Consider the following 16,070-nt stretch of genomic DNA (forward strand, 5'->3'; position numbering starts at 1 on the left):
GAACTCGTCGATGGTGATCACGACGTTCTCCCAGCCGAGAGCAAAGAGCAATTCATTACCAGCCTCGTTCTTGTCGACGAGACCCGGATTGAAGGCGATCTTCAGCTTCGTCTGTGAAATGGACATGCGGGATCCTCACCGGAGAACGGGTCTTCTGTTCCGAATATTGAATGAGCACTAGGCGCGTCAGGCCGGCGGTGCGAAGGCTCCCGCCAGCGGACCCGATACAGTTCGCTCCCTAACCGGCGGCAGGCCGCCGGCTTCCCCTCGTCTAAGGCCGCCGTGCACTGAGAAACGTCTCTCATGCAGCCGGTCATCAACGCGAACTGGCATGCACCTCATGATCCAATCACCCACTCTCACCAAGGCAGCTCTTGTTCATTGCCTCAAATGGGAGAAGATCGGTGTACCCACACATAAACAGGCAGCCTGGTGATGATTTCCACTTCTTGAAGACATAGTCAGCGTATAGGGAAAAGGACCTAGTTATCTTCTTCTAACATCGTAAGAGCCCGTTTTATCCTTCTACGGAAAAACAAAGTATCTTGCATAACGGCTTCCCTGCTCTACGAATTTGCCGGCCCGACACATTGTGGGCTGCGAGCTACCGACCGCGGCTCCGCTTCTGATGTGTGACCGTGCGGACGCAAGGCCCGGCCGCTTCTGCAGAAATCATTGATGTGCCTGGTTGCGTGAGTGCACATGCGACAGCAAACCTGCATGACCGTTCCACCACAACGTAAATCGGCATGATTTCAAATACAGACACAACTGACCTCATGCCGGCGAGTGGGATGAGTGGGCCGCTGTCCTCGATTTCGTGGTTACGTACCGCAGTGGCTCAGGGTTCGTCAAGGTGTTGTTTTCGTGGCCTGAGGGTGTAACAATAAATTCCTGAATTGATCAAATCATCAATCAGTTATCAATCTCGGATGAGTTCGATTTTGCTCCGGGTGCACTTGACAGAGGCGACGCTCCCGTGCGATCACAAGACGTCCGGCAAGAACGCATGCACATCTTGCGGATGCACAGTCCATCATGGCGACTTTCCATGTTTTTAGAAATAGTTCTAAGATAGGGACATCGGACTGAGGTGATACATAGTCGTAGTGTGCTTGATTTATTCCCCATAACTTAACCATAATACGTCGCGAAAATATCTACGATCTGAGCTTTATCACTATTCTTCACATAATTGAGATGAGATATGGCAATACAAATTTATTCAATACCAGACTTTGATAGTCACGTTAACAATCCTGAGGCGATGAATTTATTTGCAGAGTCCAGCTGTCGGAACCTCAGAGAAATGATCTCTGAGCTCAACAAAATACCTGATATCTCACTTAGAATGCACAGATATAAACGCGACCTGATCTACCTTTCAGAGGTTGCTGAGAAGGAAGATGAGATGCCGTATTGCATCGCCTTGGCGTGGAGAATGAACCTCGGCCTGACGAAGCACCCAGATGCTCTTGAGACGCCAATAACGTTTAGCGGCAACCTCGCGCAGCGTGTCAAAGATCTTATCCGATGCTGTGACGCAGAAACGCTCGAGCTGCATCCTCTCTTGAAGTCTCACTTGGCGGCAGCGGAGAAGCAGGCATAAGTGCAGGCTCAACGTAATAAAACAGGAAGAAGTCATGACTCGCAAAATTGTTCCAGTGCGCACTGAGAAGACAGTTAAGGAGTTTGTAGATGAACTCCACCAGGAAAGCTCACTGGGTGAGATCGCTGCTGTAATAAACATCAGCGTTTTTGGGAGCGGACTGGTCCGCGGCAGCCTTGTTGGAGAAGCATCGCGCGATCTTCTCGAAAACGAAATCGGGCGTCTTCTTGACCTCGTGCGAAGTCTCAAAGACGAGAGTTGGACGAATTTATAGACCTACTGACACAAGAGCGCGTCCGCATGTTCGGGAAACCCCTGCATGGGGACGCAGCTATGGCTTTTCACCAACCTGCCGAGCGAAGAACATGAATGAAGAAGCGGATGGAAGATGGCGGATCAAAGAATACCCGTCGATGGACTATGAGATAGCTGTTGCGAAGAGAATAAGCCGCCGCATTGGTGTGCCAAACGACCCGTCCTTGCACGGCCACCTCATGAAGTTTGGGCGGGGCGCCTACGCACTCGATCGGCGGCAGTCACCCGAAGAGGCTGCTGATCGCTGGTTGGAGTTTGCTCTCGATTGGCGGCCGGATGAGCAGGATCAGCCGGCAGTCTGCAGCCCTGACGCGCCCGAGACGGGAGTACGTCTGAAGCCGGTCTGGATAGCCTTCGGCGACGAGGAGGACCCGATCCTCGCCGATGCCTCTCGTTACGTTGAGGCCTGGGGTGCGAAGGTCGAACGCGTCACCTCGGCGGTCACCGCCGTCCGGATGGCAATCAGCGGCAGAGTTGACGGCGGGCTACTCAACTGTGCCGGCCGGATCGAGGCCGCTCACTTCATCATTGCCCTGCTCATGTTTCGGGGGCTGCCCTACGTCGCCCTCACCGATGGCCGGGAGGCGCTCGGCTTCGACTTGGGCGGCGCGGTCGTCGACCGGCCTGTGTCGATCGATGAGATCCGTGCCGGGTTCGAGAGCCTGCCGGCGCGGAAGGTCCGGGGGCTGAGCTTCGCGGCCGCGCCTCAGCTCGAAAGCACTCCCTAGCTGGCCCTGCCACGATGAGCCGCCGCGCACCTCATAACGATGCGCTTTTCGCGCCCGAGGATGAGATCGCGCGGCGGCTCGGCCTCACGCCAGAGGCTTGGTCTGCCGTGGTGCCCGTGCTTGAGCGTGACGGACTGCCACGCATCGATCCTCTTATGAATGCACGGTTCTGGCCGGCGGTCCGCGCGCACTTCCTGGCGCGATATGGTCTCTCCGGTGCCGAGGCGCTCGCGCCCGATGGCAAGGAGAACCTCGATGCGCTCTAGATCCACCACGCCCGGCCTCAAGAGGAGGAGGTCGGGCATCTACTGGTGCGCGACCCACCAGGCCGTGCAGGCCGGCTTCCGCCCCTCGGTGGCCCGCCTGCCCTACTCGCTCGAGAACCCGGATCATCGCCCGCTGATCGAGGCCAACTGCCAGCGGCTCCAGACCGAGATGCTGCAGTTCCTGGCCAACCGCGGCCGCGAGCAGCCCCGCTTCGACGGCACGCTCCTCGGCCTCTCGCGTCGCTACCAGGTGGATGCAGCCAGCCCCTTCCGGCGGCTCAAGCACAACAGCCGACTCAAGGACACCTACGTTCTCAAGCTGATCGAGGCCGCCTTCGGCAAGCGCGCGCTCTCAGCCCTCAGGATCGCCGACTTCTACCGCTGGTACGACGAGGCCAAGAAGCCGAAGAGACCCGGCGGCCCCGAGCGGGTGCGCCGCGCCTGGGGCATCATCAAGAAGCTGCGCGAGCTGTTCGCCTACGGCGTCATGGCGGAACTGCCCGAGTGCGAGCGCCTCTACACGATCCTGAGAAACGCCCGCTTCCCCCAGCCGGCACGCCGGCGCGTGGTGATGCAGCTCGCCCACGTCGAGGCCTTCCTCCCGCAGGCGCTCGCCATGGGCCGGCTCTCACTCGCCCTCGGCACGGCGCTGCAGTTCGAGACGGCTCTGCGCCAGAAGGACGTAATCGGCGAGTGGGAGCCGATCCCCACCGGCGCGAAGCCGGGAGCCGACGCCTTCGTCCTGAACGGCCGGCGCTGGGTGCGGGGCCTGACCTGGGCGGACCTGCCGGCCGACCTCGTGATCCGCAAGGCGACGACGAAGACCGGCGCCTTCGCCGCCCACGACCTGAAGCTCTGCCCGCTGGTGCTGGACCTCCTCGAGCGGATCCCTGCCGAGAAGCGGACCGGCCCGCTGATCATCGACGAGAATGCCGGCCGGCCCTATGCCGAATCGGCCTACGGCCGCGAGTGGCGGATCGTGGCGCGAGCCGCCGGCATCCCGAACCAGGTCTGGAACATGGACGCCCGGGCGGGTGCGATCACGGAGGCTGAGGACGCAGGCGCCGACCTCGACCACATCCGCTCGGCGGCGGCTCATTCGCAAGCCGCCACCACACAGCGCTACTCGCGGGGCGCGGTCGGCAAGTCGCGACGGGTGGCGGAGATGCGGCTGGCCTACCGGCAGGCGCAGAACGAAGTGTGAGCCCGCCGCCGAATTTGCAATGCCTTCGCGCTTGGCTGCTGGTCTGCCGTCCGCATCCTACGTCTGACTGCGGTCAGCAATCCGGAATGTTTACCGCGAGTCCGGCCAAGCTCGTTTCCTTGTACTTGGTGCTCATCTCCTCGCCGGTCTGCCGCATGGCCGCGATGCAGTTGTCGAGGGGCATGAAATGCGAGCCATCGCCGCGCAAGGCCAGCGACGCGGCCGCGACCGCCTTTGTGGCGCCGATACCGTTTCGCTCGATACAGGGCACCTGCACCAAGCCCGCAACCGGATCGCAGGTCATCCCGAGGTGATGCTCCAGCGCGATCTCGGCGGCGTTCTCGACCTGGGCGGGTGTACCACCGAGCACGGCACACAGACCGGCCGCCGCCATCGCGCTGGCCGAGCCAACCTCACCCTGGCAGCCGGCCTCCGCGCCCGAGATCGAGGCGTTGTGCTTGATCAGCCCACCGATGGCTGCGGCCGTCAGCAGGAAGTCGGGGACTCGGGCCGGTTCTGCACCCATGCAGTGGTCCAGGTAGTACCGGATCACGGCAGGCACGACGCCGGCGGCTCCGTTGGTGGGCGCGGTCACGACCTTGCCTCCGGCCGCGTTCTCCTCGTTGACGGCCATGGCATACACGCTCAACCAGTCCGTCACGCTGTGCGGCTGAGCCGTGTTCGAGCCGCGCTCGCGTTCGAGCTGGTCCCGGATGCGCTTGGCCCGGCGCTTAACCCGGAGGCCGCCGGGCAATTCGCCGTCAGTCGACAGCCCGCGCTCGACGCAGCCGTTCATCACCTGCCAGATGCGCGCGAGCCCCGCATCGATCTCCTCCTCCGGGCGGCTGACGGTCTCGTTCGCGCGCTTCATCGCGGCGATCGACAAGCCGCTCTCCTGCGCCATTCGCAGCATGGCCGCCGAGGTATCGAACGGATAAGGCCACAGCCGCGGGTCCGCGGACTCGGAGGACGGCGGCACGTCGGCCTCGCGCTGTGCGGCGGTGACGATGAAACCGCCACCGACCGAGTAGTAGGTCTCGGACAGCAAGGGTACACGCGCCGCGTCCAGGGCTGTGACGACGAGCCCGTTCGCGTGTCCGGGCAGCGGAGCGCCAAAGTCGAACACGATCGCGGTCAGGGGATCGAAGGCGATGACCGGTAGCCCCACCGGGGCGAGCCGTTTGTAGATGCGCAGCTCTTCGAGCCTGCGCTCTGCCTCCTTCATCTCGATATCGGCGGGGCGGTAACCGAGGAGACCGAGCATCACCGCACGGTCGGTGGCGTGTCCCTTGCCGGTGAAGGCGAGCGAGCCGTGCAGCGTCACTTCGATCGCGGCAGCCGCGCCTTTGGCGTCACTCGCCCGCAGAAGATCCAGGAAGTCGGCTGCCGCCGTCATCGGACCCATTGTGTGGGACGAGGAGGGGCCGATGCCCGGCTTGAATACATCGAACACGCTGAGGAACATCGGTTCTGCCTGCTGCGGCCGCGATGTCCCACCATGCGGAGATCACGGCTACCCTACTTTTGCAATCCACCTCGCGCTAGCGGCGCCGTCCCAACGCCGAAGCACATTCGAACTCCGCTGCGTGGTGGCCCGAACGAAACCGGTCTGTTGATGAGTTTAGCGCAAGCATCCCCGGCCGATCTCTGCGATAGGCATATGGAAGGAGCGCGCCACATTAAAACGCCCAAGTCGGATCCGGGCAACCTCGGCGAGAAGGGTAAGCGGGGCGTTAAGGCATGGAGCAGGGCGCTTTTCACATCGTGATCGCAGGCGCAGAGTCTTCTAGAACGCAATCAACTGGCCCGATCACATGCTCGACCCTGTTGGACGACCTCCACCGCCGGTTACGCCATTTCCATCCAAGGGACTGGCGGCCAGCTCTCTCCGGCTTGAGATCACAACCCAGATCCTCGCTGCCATCGTCCTGGTCGCCACGCTATGGCTCGGCCTGCTCGCCTCGCTCCTGGCAGGGTTGCTGGTCTACGAACTGGTCCATCTGCTGGCGCCTCGTCGCAGCAGCGATCTTGTGGCCCGCCGGACCGGGAAGATCCTTGTCGTGGCCCTTCTCGCTACCATCGTCATTGTTGCGATCGGAGCGGGGATCCTGGGCTTGGTTGCCCTGCTGTCTGGCGGTTCGGAAAGCCTTTCAGTTCTCCTCCGGAAGATGGCTGAAATCATCGAGACCGCCCGCGCCCATCTTCCTGCCTGGGCCCTCAGCTCGGTGCCAGCTGACCCGGATGAGCTAAGGACGACCGCCTCGACATGGTTGCGCGAGCACGCGGACCAGCTGCGCTCCATCGGCCAGGATATCTGGCGGACGTTGGTTCACATCCTGATCGGCATGATCATCGGTGGCATGATTGCTGTCAGCCGTGAGGCCGGCGGCCACGAGCATGGGCCCTTAGTGCGCGCGCTGACCGACCGGGTGCGCCTCCTTGGGGCTGCCTTTCGCAGCGTGGTGTTTGCCCAGATCAGGATCTCGGCCCTGAACACCGCTCTGACGGCGCTGTACCTGTTCCTGATCGTGCCCTGGATCGAGGTCAAACTGCCGTTGACGAAGACCATGGTGGCGGTGACCTTCATCGCTGGACTTCTGCCCGTGATCGGAAACCTGATCTCCAACACCGTCATCGTGGTGGTGAGCTTGAGCGTGTCGCCCCTGTTGGCGGTGAGTTCGCTTGTGTTCCTGGTAGTGATTCACAAGCTGGAGTACTTCGTGAATGCCCGCGTCATGGGTACACAGATCCATGCGCGAGCCTGGGAGCTTCTGCTCGCGATGTTTGTCATGGAGGCAATCTTCGGGATCCCTGGCGTGGTGGCGGCCCCGATCTATTACGCGTACCTGAAAAACGAGCTCTCCGCGCAGAACCTGATATAACGGAGCCTCTGAAGGTCTTTCGAGAGCGCTGACGGTTGCTGAGAGCGGCCCCGCACAGCACGAAGGCCGCGTTCACACCTCATCGTGGCCCGGTCGAGTGACGACGGGGCAGCGATGAAGAGAGTCTCCAGGACCTGCCGATCCGGAACAAGGCCGTGCCGGCGCCCCGGCAAGCCCTATGGGCCGGCCCTCCCAAAATGGAAGTTGGGCTCCCGTCGGCAACGGTCGTTGAGTCGCCGGGACAACGGGCCGGTTATGATAGGAAATTATGCTGTTGTCCGTGTCTCACTCTCGGTCGTGATTGGTCCCCGGCGCGGCCCATCCCGCCCCGGCGCCGTTTCCCGATTGCCGATTGGGTCGAGCGGGCCGGCTCTGACATCGGCCTGCACCCGAGATCTGAGCGCCCGAGCCGCTCACCTCGCATCACTGGCAGCGAACACCTCGATCCCGCGGATGCGAGCCTTCGTCCGCTCGCTGGTGACGATCGCTAAGGCTGCAGACAGGCAGAGCGCGACGATCACCAGTGTCCTGATAGCCCGATGGCGCCGGTCCCAGATCTTTGATCGAAGCATGGCCCCGACGAGTGGCAAGCGCGTGCGGCGAAAGCTTGGCCGTTTCACACTCCGGCCCAGAGTTCGATAAGGGCAGAGGCAGTGGCTAAGGCCGTTATCGCCAGGGTGACAGACCCCGCCGGCGGACGTCATCCCCGATCAATGCCGGTGGGGACTTCCCGCCGAACGTGCCTCGCCCCCCCAACTTTGGCTCGCGGGGCTCTTTGTTTCCCGCCGCGTTTCACCTGCGTGAGTGTGAGAGCCGGTGCGCCGTTGCATCCTGAGGCTGTCAGGATGGTGGTCCTGACGTGGTGCCGCTGGCGCGTCCTGACCCACTCCTGCGTTGGCGGTGAGTTCTCCCAGATTAACACCACTCGCCCCGCAGCCTCACGGCTCGCGGGGCTTTTCACGCCTGTCAGCTTGGCGGGCAGCACCATCCCCATCGAGGAGATCGGTGAGGGGCCGGGCGTGCGGCTGGGGAGGCGCTGAACGCAAAGCGTTCCGGACGGTTGACCCCTGGCAAGCACGTCGCTCACAGGTGATCGAGAGATGCAGCAGGACACCCCTGAGGTCGATCGGACGGCACGCACGATCGCCGAGAACGTCTACGCAGCCTACATGCGCCAGGCTGAGGGCGGCAGGCACCCGCAGACGGAGCAGACGCTCCTGACCCGGCTCGTGGAAGCAATCCGGCCTGAGGTGCCAGGAGGAACGCCCCGCGACATCATCGAGGCGGCCAACAGGGCCTTGGATGCTTGGGAGCAGCAGAGCGCCGAGGCACGTGGTCCCCGCGTGAGTGCCCTCAATCGCGCGGACTGTTCGGTGGGAATGGATGTGGCTGGGACGTGATGAGCCGGCATCCTTCACAGAGGACCTGAACCACGATGCGGGATGTTCCAAAAGCCCAGAACCGGCCCATCCGATACTCGGGAGGGTGTCTCACGGCCGCGCCTCGAATGCGTGTACCCTTCCGTGACGCTGAGGCCGGGCGCCCTCGTCCTAGAGCGGCACGAGCGTCGAACCAGCGCACGGCGAGGGCACTTGCACGACAAGCCGGCGCCCTTCGATTCGAGCTGCGCTCAGTCTGATGCGCCGCCAGCAGAGGACGTGGACATGTCCGACCGGTTCCGCTTCCGGCCCATCCATCGGGGCTGGAACACCTTCGGGATCGCGACGCTCACCTTGCCGGACGGCAGCCAGGTTGAGCGCGCCCTCGAGGACCATGGCGAGGCGCTCGCTGTCCTGCCCTATGATCCAGACCGCCGCGTGGCGGTCCTGGTGCGGCAGGTCCGGGTCGGACCGATGTTCTGGGGCGACCGCCCCGATATCGCCGAGGTGCCGGCGGGCGGCCTTGACGGGGAGGATGCCCGCACCGCCGCCCTGCGCGAGGTTCTCGAAGAGGCAGGTCTGAGCTTGACCGAACTCGAGCTCGTGTCTCGTGCCTACGCGATGCCGGGCGTGTCGTCGGAGCGGCTCTGGCTCTATCTCGCGCCCTTCGCGGCTGCGGATCGCATCGGCGATGGTGGCGGCCTGGCTCACGAGGGCGAGCAGATCGCGGTCGAGGAGGTCGCGCTCGCCGACCTCGCCACCGCTGCGATGGCAGGCCGGATCGACGACCTCAAGACATTGGCACTTGTGCAGGCCTTGCAGCTTCGGCGGCCCGACCGCTTCGAGCCTTGAGGGATGACAGGCACACCCGGACTGAGCCGTTCCACTGGGCTCTCGGACGATCCTCACGGGCAAGTCCTATTGGAACGGCAGTAGGTTGGAGCGGGTCCGCTGAGATGCTGTCAGCGAGGGGGTCAGTCATCCCGGTTGCGTTTCCAAGCTCTGTCGAACCACTCCAAAAACCGAGCCCGATCAGCGTAGGGTCGTGTCCACCAAGCCAGATCTCTGCTCACAGGTTCTGGGCAGGGACAGGGAGGACGAGATGGCGGGCAACTCATCCAATGCACCCGAGCCAGCGACGCAGCCGATTGAGCCCGAGCATACCGAGTTCGGCGAGTACAGCTCGCCGCCCTGCTTCATGCATGAACTCGACCCAAGCTATCTCGGCCTACCGGCTGACGCAGCATCTGCCGCCGCTCCTCAGCCGCAGCTCTCTGCTGGCCCGGACTGGCAGACCATCAAGCAATGGCGCAAGGAGACGCGTGCCCGCCTCATCGAGCAACGATTGCTCATCTCATCGCAAGACCGGGCAAGCTGGAGCGCGCGGATCAGCGAGCGGCTACAGGCCGTGCTCGCGTCACGCGAGAAGCCGCTTATCGGCTTCTATTGGCCTTTCCGCGGCGAGTACGATGCACGGCCGCTCCTGACAGCCCTGCGCGATCACGGCGCCCGCCTGGCTCTCCCGGTTGTGGTCGCAAAGGCGCAGCCCCTGCAGTTTCGGGAATGGTGGCCAGGTGTGGCCATGACTAAGGGCGTTTGGAACATTCCGATTCCCGCCGGAGGCGAGCCGGTCTCCCCTGATGTCCTCCTCGCACCGCTGGTTGGCTTCGACCCAGGCAGCTACCGGCTCGGGTACGGCGGCGGCTTCTATGATCGAACCATCGCGGCCAGGCCGACCAAACCTCTCTGCATCGGCGTAGGCTTCGAACTCTCGCGGCTCGCGACGATCCACCCACAGGTGCACGATGTGCCGATGGACATCATCATCACTGAGGGACATAGCGGCAAGACTTCATAAGGTTCATTCCGCGCGTCGTCGTTGCCCGGTCATCCATGCCGGACCTTGTAGACCGGCACGGTGGCGGTGAGCACCAAGGCGACGGCGTTGCCGATGATGAGGGGCAGATCCGCTCTCGCGATCCCATACACGAGCCACAGGAACAGGCCGGTGGCGAGCAGCGCCAGAGTGCCGAGCGAGAGATCCCGCGTCGAGCGGGTGCGCCAAGTCCGGATCGCTTGCGGCAGGTTGGCGATGGTCGTGAAGATAGCGGCCAGATAGCCGCACAGGTCGATCCAGTGCATCCGGCCTCGATGGTTCGCCAGGCTCAGCCAGTCAACGTCACGCGGCACCTGCGCGAACTCACGTCGAGCCATGAGCGCCCGCGATCGTAATCAACCAGCCCGGAGCCAACGGTCCTTGCGACACCTGGGGCAACGGTCGCGCCTGTCATTAGGGTGCGGACCGGCGCCACCGCCCGCGAGCCGGCCGAGGCGGCGGCATCGCCTTGTCTGGGATACCTCGACGCAGTTCACGCCCTTCCCCTTTCGACGCTCGTGTCCAGTAGACCGCCCACGAGATCGCTCGTTAGTTCAGTGAGCCTGGACGGGATCATTCCTTACTGTGGCACTGAGAGCCGGTTGTCTGGACGGGAGGGGGAGCCTGGCTCGCCTATCCAGACGACCGGCTTTCGCGTGACAGCCCCACGGCGGTTGTTTCTGGGAACCAGAGCAGCGCCCCGATGGGATCGCTCGCAGCCATGGCGGCACGAAGATCATTATTGTACTTTCGCCAAAGGTGCAGCGGTCACAGACCTCGCCTCGTCGCAGCATCAGATCACGTGAGCGTCGAGAAATGCCTCTCAGTTCAACCGGTAGAGATCAGAGCAGCAAGATCTCCTGCGCTCGGACGATAATGCTCTCCTGTCCGAAGCGGGCCTCCAGGGTGCGCCGGTAGCCGTTCCACCACCGCTCGTCGAGATCGGACGCCATGACCTCGAACACGACGATGTCGTCACGAGTTGTCTTGCCGTTCTCCTCCCAGAGGCCTTCGGCCGGCCCCCGGGTGAAGGCCGTCATCCCTCCGAACTGCCCGGTCAGCTCCGACCGCACGCGAGTGTACGCGGAGCGGCAGAAGGGCTGGTCCTCGTTATCGGAGAGGGGCAGGAGGATCTGGATCAGGTGCTGGGGCAGTGCGCGGCCTTAAGAAGCGGATCAATCGTCGAACTGCATTGCTGCCGTCTCAGCGAGCAAAGACTTGGCTGCCTTGCTGCTCAGAACGCGCATAGACGAAGGCCGCGACTGCCTTCGCGATCTTCCACCCGCCCTGGACCGACGGCTCGATGGGATTGGCAAAATCGGCGTCTTCGCCGCAGAGCACGCGCAGGTCGATCAGCGTGAGGCGGCGTGCGAAGGCCTCGCGCGTGATGACGTCGTTGAGCAAGGCGAGCGCCGCGGCGGTCACGCGTCGCCGCTGCGGGTCGGGATAGCGCGGATCATAGATCGTGCAGAGTGCCGCTGGCCGTGCCGTCGCCTCAACCGCGTCCAGCATGGCGCTGTACTCGGCTTGAAAGCGCTCCCGCACCTCCGCCACGAGAATCAGGGCTTCAGCTACGGATCGGGCGGCGCGCTCGAGCACAGCGGATGCTCTCAGCGCATCATTGCCGCCCGCGCTCACCACGAGATGGGTCGCGTCTCCCGGAAGTCTACCGAGCTGACTCGGCACATCGTTGATGACGTTGCCGTCGACGGCGAGCAGGGTGGCCTGCCAGTCATCGGGCAGCACGGCTCGTACCTGCTGCACGACATCCGAGCCTCCGCCCACGTAGGCGGCATTGTCGAAGACGGAGTCGCCGAGGAGCACGACGTGCGGCATGAATGCCTCTTTGGAAGCGAGCGTCTGAGACCGAGGACGCAGAGGGAGCATGAGGCTCAACGCCGCGAGGAGGCCGCGCCGGCCGATGAGATCGCGACGCTCATCGGCATGGTTCCGGGCTGCCGGGACAGCCGCCCATTACGCCCAGTTCTGGAGCAGGGTGTCGGTCGTGACGGTCTCGACCTGCTGGCCATAGCGGCGATGGTAGAGGGTGAGCATCGCATCGTGCGCCTCGTCCGAGGAGCTGCAGAGCCCGTCCGTGACGATGATGACGCGATAGCCGTGGTCGACCGCCCCCAGGACGGTGCTGAGAACGCATACATCCGTCTCGCCGCCCGTGACGACGAGCGTGTCGACGCCACTCGCGCGCAGGCGTTCGTGCAGGTCCGTCTCGACCCAAGGTGAGTAGACGTGCTTGTCGATGGTCTCGGCGGGCGACGCGAACCGGGCGAGTTCTGGCACCAATTCGATCCGGTCCCATCCCAGCTGCTCGATCGTCATGGAAGCCCAGCGCTCGTAGTAGCGCTTCCACGTGCCCTCACCGTGGCCGGGAGCTTGGGCCGGGATGAAGCGGGTGAATAGGGTCTGATTCGGATGGGCCTCGACGATCCTCTGCACCTTCGGCAGGACCCGCGGCATCCAGGGCGTGCACCAGTCGGTGTGCTCGGCAAACATCCGCTGCATGTCAACGCACAGATGCGCGCAGCTGTCGCCCAGTGCACCGAAACGAAGCTCGTCATCTCCTGCCATGAGGCGTTCATCCTGCGGCGTAGTGAGGTCTGCGGACCGTCCAACCGGGCAGACCGATGACAAGTTCCACGATAAACATGGATCAACAACACGTCTCCCCTGAGCCGCTCCTAAGAAGCCCCGAATAGGCATGCTGAAATGCTTCAGAATATACTGCGAATTTATCGTCTCATCTTTTGTGTCCCGATTGATTTTAGGCAGAATCCATGAGGGATTACTCACCTAGGAAGTCGGCAAGCTCACTGTTCACCTGCGCCGACCCCGCGTGGTACAGACAGTGCGTTGCTCTTGGCAGGCACTCCAGCCGGCCGTTCTCGCAGCGCTCGTGGCTCTCGGTGGCGAGACGCGGGCTGAGCGCCGGATCCTTTTTGCCCCACACGATCGAGGTAGGTGCTCCGATCGGCCTGAGCCGGAGCGACGCTTCAGCCGCAGAGGCGAGCCAGAAGGCTTCTGCAGCGGACCCTGCGATTGGATCGCGCCGGGCTTCCGGAGGGTTGAGCCGGAAAAGCCCTGACGAGGCGCATCCTGATGAACATCCAAACAGAGCAGAACGTGCGCCGGGCAGCGAAGCCGACGTTTCCGCCGCCCCAGCCACCCGGCCTATCGCCGGCGCTCGCGCGCAACATCCGAACCCTCCAGGAGCGCCGCACCCAGGAAGAACGACAGGCGTCGCTGCAGGAGCGCGTTGCCGAGGTGATCACGCGCTTTTCCGGCAGCATGGCCTTTGTCTACCTGCACGTGGTGCTGTTCGGCTTCTGGATCCTTGTGAACGCAGGCCTGCTGCCGCTGCCGCGTTGGGACGCGTCCTTCGTGATCCTCGGCACCTTGGCCTCCGTCGAGGCGATCTTTCTGTCGACCTTCGTGCTGATCAGCCAGAACCGCATGGCGGCTGCGGCTGACAAGCGGGCCGACCTCGACCTGCACATCAGCCTTCTGGCCGAGCACGAGGTGACAAAGCTGGTGGCCATGGTGTCTGCGATCACGGATCATCTCGGCATCGAAACAGAGGCTGATGATGAGGTTGACGAACTTCAGCAGGACGTTGCACCGGACGCTGTGCTCGATGAGATCGAGCGGAATGGCCGTTCGTGAAGCTCCCCATCAGCCCTGTCGGAATGGTCGCCGACGGACCCAAATCCTCGCGGTGGAGCTTTGTCTTTCGCAAGCCGCTCAAGAAACGGGTTTGCGCCACAAAGGCAAAACGCTGCCGCCGCGCCCGGCCCGCGGGGTCAGGAAGCCTTCGATCTGGTTTGAGATGGCTCGCCGAGCTGCACTCTCGCTTCCTGGCGTCGAGGAGCGCACCACCACTCAGGGGCCTGTGTTTCAGGTCGGGCGCAAGCTCTTGGCACGCCTCGATCAGGATGGTGTTTCGCTGCTGGTCGACATCGGCCCAGATGAACGTGAGATGTTGATCGAAGCCGAGCCCAGGACGTTCTCCGGCACCGGCCGTCGACGAGGCCATCTTCGGCTGCGGGTTGACCTCGCTTATGTTGACGAGCGCCGCCTGCGGCGCATCCTCGAGCAGTCTTGGCGTGAGCGCGCGCCGAAGCGGCTGCAGCGCCGGCACGCGGTTTCGTAGCGGTGGCGGATACCAGCAAACACGCAGTGGCGACCGCATCGCGTCGGGCTTGTCCTGCCAGTGTTCCCGACCCGCAAGACGCCTGTACCCAAACTTGAGCTTACGAGATGAACCAAACCGTTGAGGGGCCGGAACGGCCCGATCTTCTAAAGACGGACGGGCCGGACGAAGCGTGGCGCGCTCTGCTGCCGGCCGGTGTTCAAGAGGCCGTCTCATGTGCACTTCGCGAGGCGGCGAGTTCGTGGGTAATCCCGAGCTTCCGCGGCTCCGGCCCTGCGGAGATCGCCCGTAAGGCATCCGGCACGCTCGTGACGCGGATCGATCGTGAAGTTGAGAGCCGTTTGTCCGAGGCTGTCTCGGCACTGCTTCCGAACTCGCGGGTGATCGGCGAGGAGGCGGTCGCGGCGGATCCCACGTTGCTCATGCATCTTGGTGATGAATGGGTTTGGCTCATCGATCCGCTCGATGGCACGGGCAACTTCGTAGAGGGGCGGAAGCCGATTGCCATGATGGTGGCGCTTCTGTACTGCGGCGCGCCTGTCTTGGCTTGGATTCTCGACCCGCTTGAGGACGTCTTGTTGACCGCGTGCCGAGATGAAGGTCTATCGTCGAAGCCAGCAACCCCGCCCTCTCTCTCAAATTCCGATCTCCGCGGCGCGGCCTGGACGCGCTACTTCGATGACGGGCTGCGGCAAGCTATCGAGGAGCGCTTCTCTGCGGTTGCTCATGTTTCTCCGGGCTGCAACTGCACGGGAGCAGAGTATCTCGCCCTCCTCCAGGGCCAGCAGGACTTCGTGCTGTTCTGGCGGAGCATGCCTTGGGACCACACGGCCGGGGTCCTTCTGCTGCAGGAGAGCGGCGGCCGAGCCGCCTATCTAAACCGGGATCCTTTCAGACCCGGAGCCAACCGGTTCGGGCTCTTGGCCGCACGGAGCGAGCAGGCATGGGATCAAGTCTGGACAGCTCTCATTGAGGGCGTTCCGGATCCCGAGGGTTTGCTCAGTCAGGAGATGCAGGCCTACTGAAGCTGGCCTGACCGGCTGGCTTTGAACCAGACTGATTGGTGCGCCGTGGCCGCTGCTCGAGCCCACCCCTCCTCCGAGACACAGGTCAATAGGCGTGAGCTGCTCTCAGGCATCAGCCGACCGCACCGAAAACATTCCGATTTTCCAGCAGCAAACCTTCCAGGATTCTACGAAGCGTAAACGCCAGATTCCTTTACGACCGTAAGCCATGTGCTTGATGCAGAGCAGTTTGAACCCTTTGAGCGTCTGAAAGATGCCTATGGAGCAGCAGAGCGGCCGTGCGACCGGCTCGCAGGCGCGGAACAGGGCCAGCCCGACGCTGGTTGGAGACTGAATGCAGACTGAGGGTAATTAACATGCCGGCGGGGCGGAACGCGTGTGACACGGCAGTCGGCATGTCTGATCCGCGGGACGCGGCGACCGAGGCGGGCCTCGCCTACGTGGACGACGGCACGCCCGGCCTGACCCGCAGGAAGAGCGGCAAGGGGTTCCGCTACCTCGACGCCAAGGGCGCGCCGGTGTGCGACGAGGCGACGCTCGCGCGCATCCGCTCGCTCGCGATTCCCCCCGCCTATACCGACGTCTGGATCTGCCCGCGCCGCAACGGCCACATCCAGGCCA

The 16,070-nt window shown here is 63.3% G+C and carries 17 protein-coding genes and 1 pseudogene; 13 read left to right on the top strand and 5 right to left on the bottom strand.

What is annotated here, in order from left to right:
* Positions 1–1,309: 1,309 nt before the first annotated feature.
* From WDW90_RS28250 to WDW90_RS28270, 5 genes are all read left to right on the top strand, one after another.
* Positions 1,310–1,609 (top strand): aldo-keto reductase family protein, encoded by a 300-nt coding sequence (locus tag WDW90_RS28250; RefSeq protein ID WP_336490829.1) that lies wholly within the window; start codon positions 1,310–1,312, stop codon positions 1,607–1,609.
* Positions 1,610–1,643: 34 nt separating this feature from the next.
* On the top strand, positions 1,644–1,883 hold the full coding sequence (locus WDW90_RS28255; RefSeq protein WP_336490830.1) for a hypothetical protein: 240 nt from the start codon (positions 1,644–1,646) through the stop codon (positions 1,881–1,883).
* 91 nt (positions 1,884–1,974) lie between these two features.
* A complete protein-coding gene (locus tag WDW90_RS28260) occupies positions 1,975–2,652 on the top strand; it encodes a hypothetical protein (RefSeq protein ID WP_336490831.1) in 678 nt (225 codons plus the stop codon).
* 14 nt (positions 2,653–2,666) lie between these two features.
* Positions 2,667–2,918 carry a hypothetical protein gene (locus WDW90_RS28265; protein ID WP_336490832.1) on the top strand — a complete coding sequence of 84 codons (252 nt, stop codon included), beginning with the start codon at positions 2,667–2,669 and terminating at the stop codon, positions 2,916–2,918.
* Positions 2,908–4,122: an integrase gene (locus WDW90_RS28270; RefSeq protein WP_336490833.1), complete on the top strand. Its 1,215-nt coding sequence runs from the start codon at positions 2,908–2,910 to the stop codon at positions 4,120–4,122. Before WDW90_RS28265 ends, WDW90_RS28270 begins: the two co-directional genes overlap by 11 nt.
* A gap of 73 nt (positions 4,123–4,195) precedes the next feature.
* Here WDW90_RS28270 and WDW90_RS28275 read toward each other — a convergent pair whose 3' ends face one another.
* On the bottom strand, positions 4,196–5,587 hold the full coding sequence (locus tag WDW90_RS28275; protein ID WP_336490834.1) for an L-serine ammonia-lyase: 1,392 nt from the start codon (positions 5,585–5,587) through the stop codon (positions 4,196–4,198).
* A 349-nt stretch (positions 5,588–5,936) separates the two neighbouring features.
* Here WDW90_RS28275 and WDW90_RS28280 point away from each other — a divergent pair, with 349 nt between their 5' ends.
* The 4 genes from WDW90_RS28280 to WDW90_RS28295 all read left to right on the top strand — a co-directional run bounded on the left by WDW90_RS28280 (position 5,937) and on the right by WDW90_RS28295 (position 10,241).
* The gene (locus WDW90_RS28280) at positions 5,937–7,004 is read left to right on the top strand and encodes an AI-2E family transporter (protein WP_336490835.1); all 1,068 of its coding nucleotides are present in this window, start codon (positions 5,937–5,939) and stop codon (positions 7,002–7,004) included.
* 1,100 nt (positions 7,005–8,104) lie between these two features.
* Positions 8,105–8,404, top strand: a complete 300-nt coding sequence (locus tag WDW90_RS28285) for a hypothetical protein (protein ID WP_336490836.1) — start codon at positions 8,105–8,107, stop codon at positions 8,402–8,404.
* 264 nt (positions 8,405–8,668) lie between these two features.
* The gene (locus tag WDW90_RS28290) at positions 8,669–9,235 is read left to right on the top strand and encodes an NUDIX domain-containing protein (RefSeq protein ID WP_336490837.1); all 567 of its coding nucleotides are present in this window, start codon (positions 8,669–8,671) and stop codon (positions 9,233–9,235) included.
* Between the two features lie 250 nt (positions 9,236–9,485).
* Complete coding sequence (locus WDW90_RS28295) at positions 9,486–10,241, top strand: 5-formyltetrahydrofolate cyclo-ligase (protein WP_336490838.1); 756 nt, start codon at positions 9,486–9,488, stop codon at positions 10,239–10,241.
* Positions 10,242–10,270: 29 nt separating this feature from the next.
* Here WDW90_RS28295 and WDW90_RS28300 read toward each other — a convergent pair whose 3' ends face one another.
* The 4 genes from WDW90_RS28300 to WDW90_RS28315 all read right to left on the bottom strand — a co-directional run bounded on the left by WDW90_RS28300 (position 10,271) and on the right by WDW90_RS28315 (position 12,845).
* Entirely contained in the window at positions 10,271–10,597 is a 327-nt protein-coding gene (locus WDW90_RS28300) for a SemiSWEET family sugar transporter (protein WP_336490839.1), read from the bottom strand.
* A 504-nt stretch (positions 10,598–11,101) separates the two neighbouring features.
* Positions 11,102–11,299 (bottom strand): hypothetical protein, encoded by a 198-nt coding sequence (locus WDW90_RS28305; RefSeq protein ID WP_336490840.1) that lies wholly within the window; start codon positions 11,297–11,299, stop codon positions 11,102–11,104.
* A gap of 163 nt (positions 11,300–11,462) precedes the next feature.
* Positions 11,463–12,095: an SGNH/GDSL hydrolase family protein gene (locus WDW90_RS28310; protein ID WP_336490841.1), complete on the bottom strand. Its 633-nt coding sequence runs from the start codon at positions 12,093–12,095 to the stop codon at positions 11,463–11,465.
* 138 nt (positions 12,096–12,233) lie between these two features.
* Positions 12,234–12,845, bottom strand: coding sequence for a cysteine hydrolase family protein (locus tag WDW90_RS28315; protein ID WP_336490842.1), 612 nt, complete (start codon positions 12,843–12,845; stop codon positions 12,234–12,236).
* Between the two features lie 528 nt (positions 12,846–13,373).
* Between WDW90_RS28315 and WDW90_RS28320 the strand changes: the two genes are divergently transcribed.
* The 4 genes and pseudogenes from WDW90_RS28320 to WDW90_RS28335 form a co-directional block, all read left to right on the top strand.
* Positions 13,374–13,937: a DUF1003 domain-containing protein gene (locus tag WDW90_RS28320; RefSeq protein WP_336490843.1), complete on the top strand. Its 564-nt coding sequence runs from the start codon at positions 13,374–13,376 to the stop codon at positions 13,935–13,937.
* Positions 13,924–14,424 (top strand): MmcQ/YjbR family DNA-binding protein, encoded by a 501-nt coding sequence (locus tag WDW90_RS28325; protein ID WP_336490844.1) that lies wholly within the window; start codon positions 13,924–13,926, stop codon positions 14,422–14,424. The genes WDW90_RS28320 and WDW90_RS28325 overlap by 14 nt, the downstream gene beginning before the upstream one ends.
* 107 nt (positions 14,425–14,531) lie before the next feature.
* Positions 14,532–15,449 (top strand): inositol monophosphatase family protein, encoded by a 918-nt coding sequence (locus WDW90_RS28330; protein WP_336490845.1) that lies wholly within the window; start codon positions 14,532–14,534, stop codon positions 15,447–15,449.
* Positions 15,450–15,844: 395 nt separating this feature from the next.
* Positions 15,845–16,070 (top strand): annotated as a pseudogene (locus tag WDW90_RS28335) (DNA topoisomerase IB); the annotation flags it as partial.

This window comes from Methylobacterium nigriterrae (assembly GCF_037106235.1).
Taxonomy (GTDB): Bacteria; Pseudomonadota; Alphaproteobacteria; order Rhizobiales; family Beijerinckiaceae; genus Methylobacterium; species Methylobacterium nigriterrae.

Coding starts and splice junctions, on each gene's coding strand:
- WDW90_RS28250 (WP_336490829.1), top strand. CDS start 1,310: ATGATCTCTGAGCTCAACAAAATACCTGATATCTCACTTAGAATGCAC.
- WDW90_RS28255 (WP_336490830.1), top strand. CDS start 1,644: ATGACTCGCAAAATTGTTCCAGTGCGCACTGAGAAGACAGTTAAGGAG.
- WDW90_RS28260 (WP_336490831.1), top strand. CDS start 1,975: ATGAATGAAGAAGCGGATGGAAGATGGCGGATCAAAGAATACCCGTCG.
- WDW90_RS28265 (WP_336490832.1), top strand. CDS start 2,667: ATGAGCCGCCGCGCACCTCATAACGATGCGCTTTTCGCGCCCGAGGAT.
- WDW90_RS28270 (WP_336490833.1), top strand. CDS start 2,908: ATGCGCTCTAGATCCACCACGCCCGGCCTCAAGAGGAGGAGGTCGGGC.
- WDW90_RS28275 (WP_336490834.1), bottom strand. CDS start 5,587: ATGTTCCTCAGCGTGTTCGATGTATTCAAGCCGGGCATCGGCCCCTCC.
- WDW90_RS28280 (WP_336490835.1), top strand. CDS start 5,937: ATGCTCGACCCTGTTGGACGACCTCCACCGCCGGTTACGCCATTTCCA.
- WDW90_RS28285 (WP_336490836.1), top strand. CDS start 8,105: ATGCAGCAGGACACCCCTGAGGTCGATCGGACGGCACGCACGATCGCC.
- WDW90_RS28290 (WP_336490837.1), top strand. CDS start 8,669: ATGTCCGACCGGTTCCGCTTCCGGCCCATCCATCGGGGCTGGAACACC.
- WDW90_RS28295 (WP_336490838.1), top strand. CDS start 9,486: ATGGCGGGCAACTCATCCAATGCACCCGAGCCAGCGACGCAGCCGATT.
- WDW90_RS28300 (WP_336490839.1), bottom strand. CDS start 10,597: ATGGCTCGACGTGAGTTCGCGCAGGTGCCGCGTGACGTTGACTGGCTG.
- WDW90_RS28305 (WP_336490840.1), bottom strand. CDS start 11,299: ATGACGGCCTTCACCCGGGGGCCGGCCGAAGGCCTCTGGGAGGAGAAC.
- WDW90_RS28310 (WP_336490841.1), bottom strand. CDS start 12,095: ATGCCGCACGTCGTGCTCCTCGGCGACTCCGTCTTCGACAATGCCGCC.
- WDW90_RS28315 (WP_336490842.1), bottom strand. CDS start 12,845: ATGGCAGGAGATGACGAGCTTCGTTTCGGTGCACTGGGCGACAGCTGC.
- WDW90_RS28320 (WP_336490843.1), top strand. CDS start 13,374: ATGAACATCCAAACAGAGCAGAACGTGCGCCGGGCAGCGAAGCCGACG.
- WDW90_RS28325 (WP_336490844.1), top strand. CDS start 13,924: ATGGCCGTTCGTGAAGCTCCCCATCAGCCCTGTCGGAATGGTCGCCGA.
- WDW90_RS28330 (WP_336490845.1), top strand. CDS start 14,532: ATGAACCAAACCGTTGAGGGGCCGGAACGGCCCGATCTTCTAAAGACG.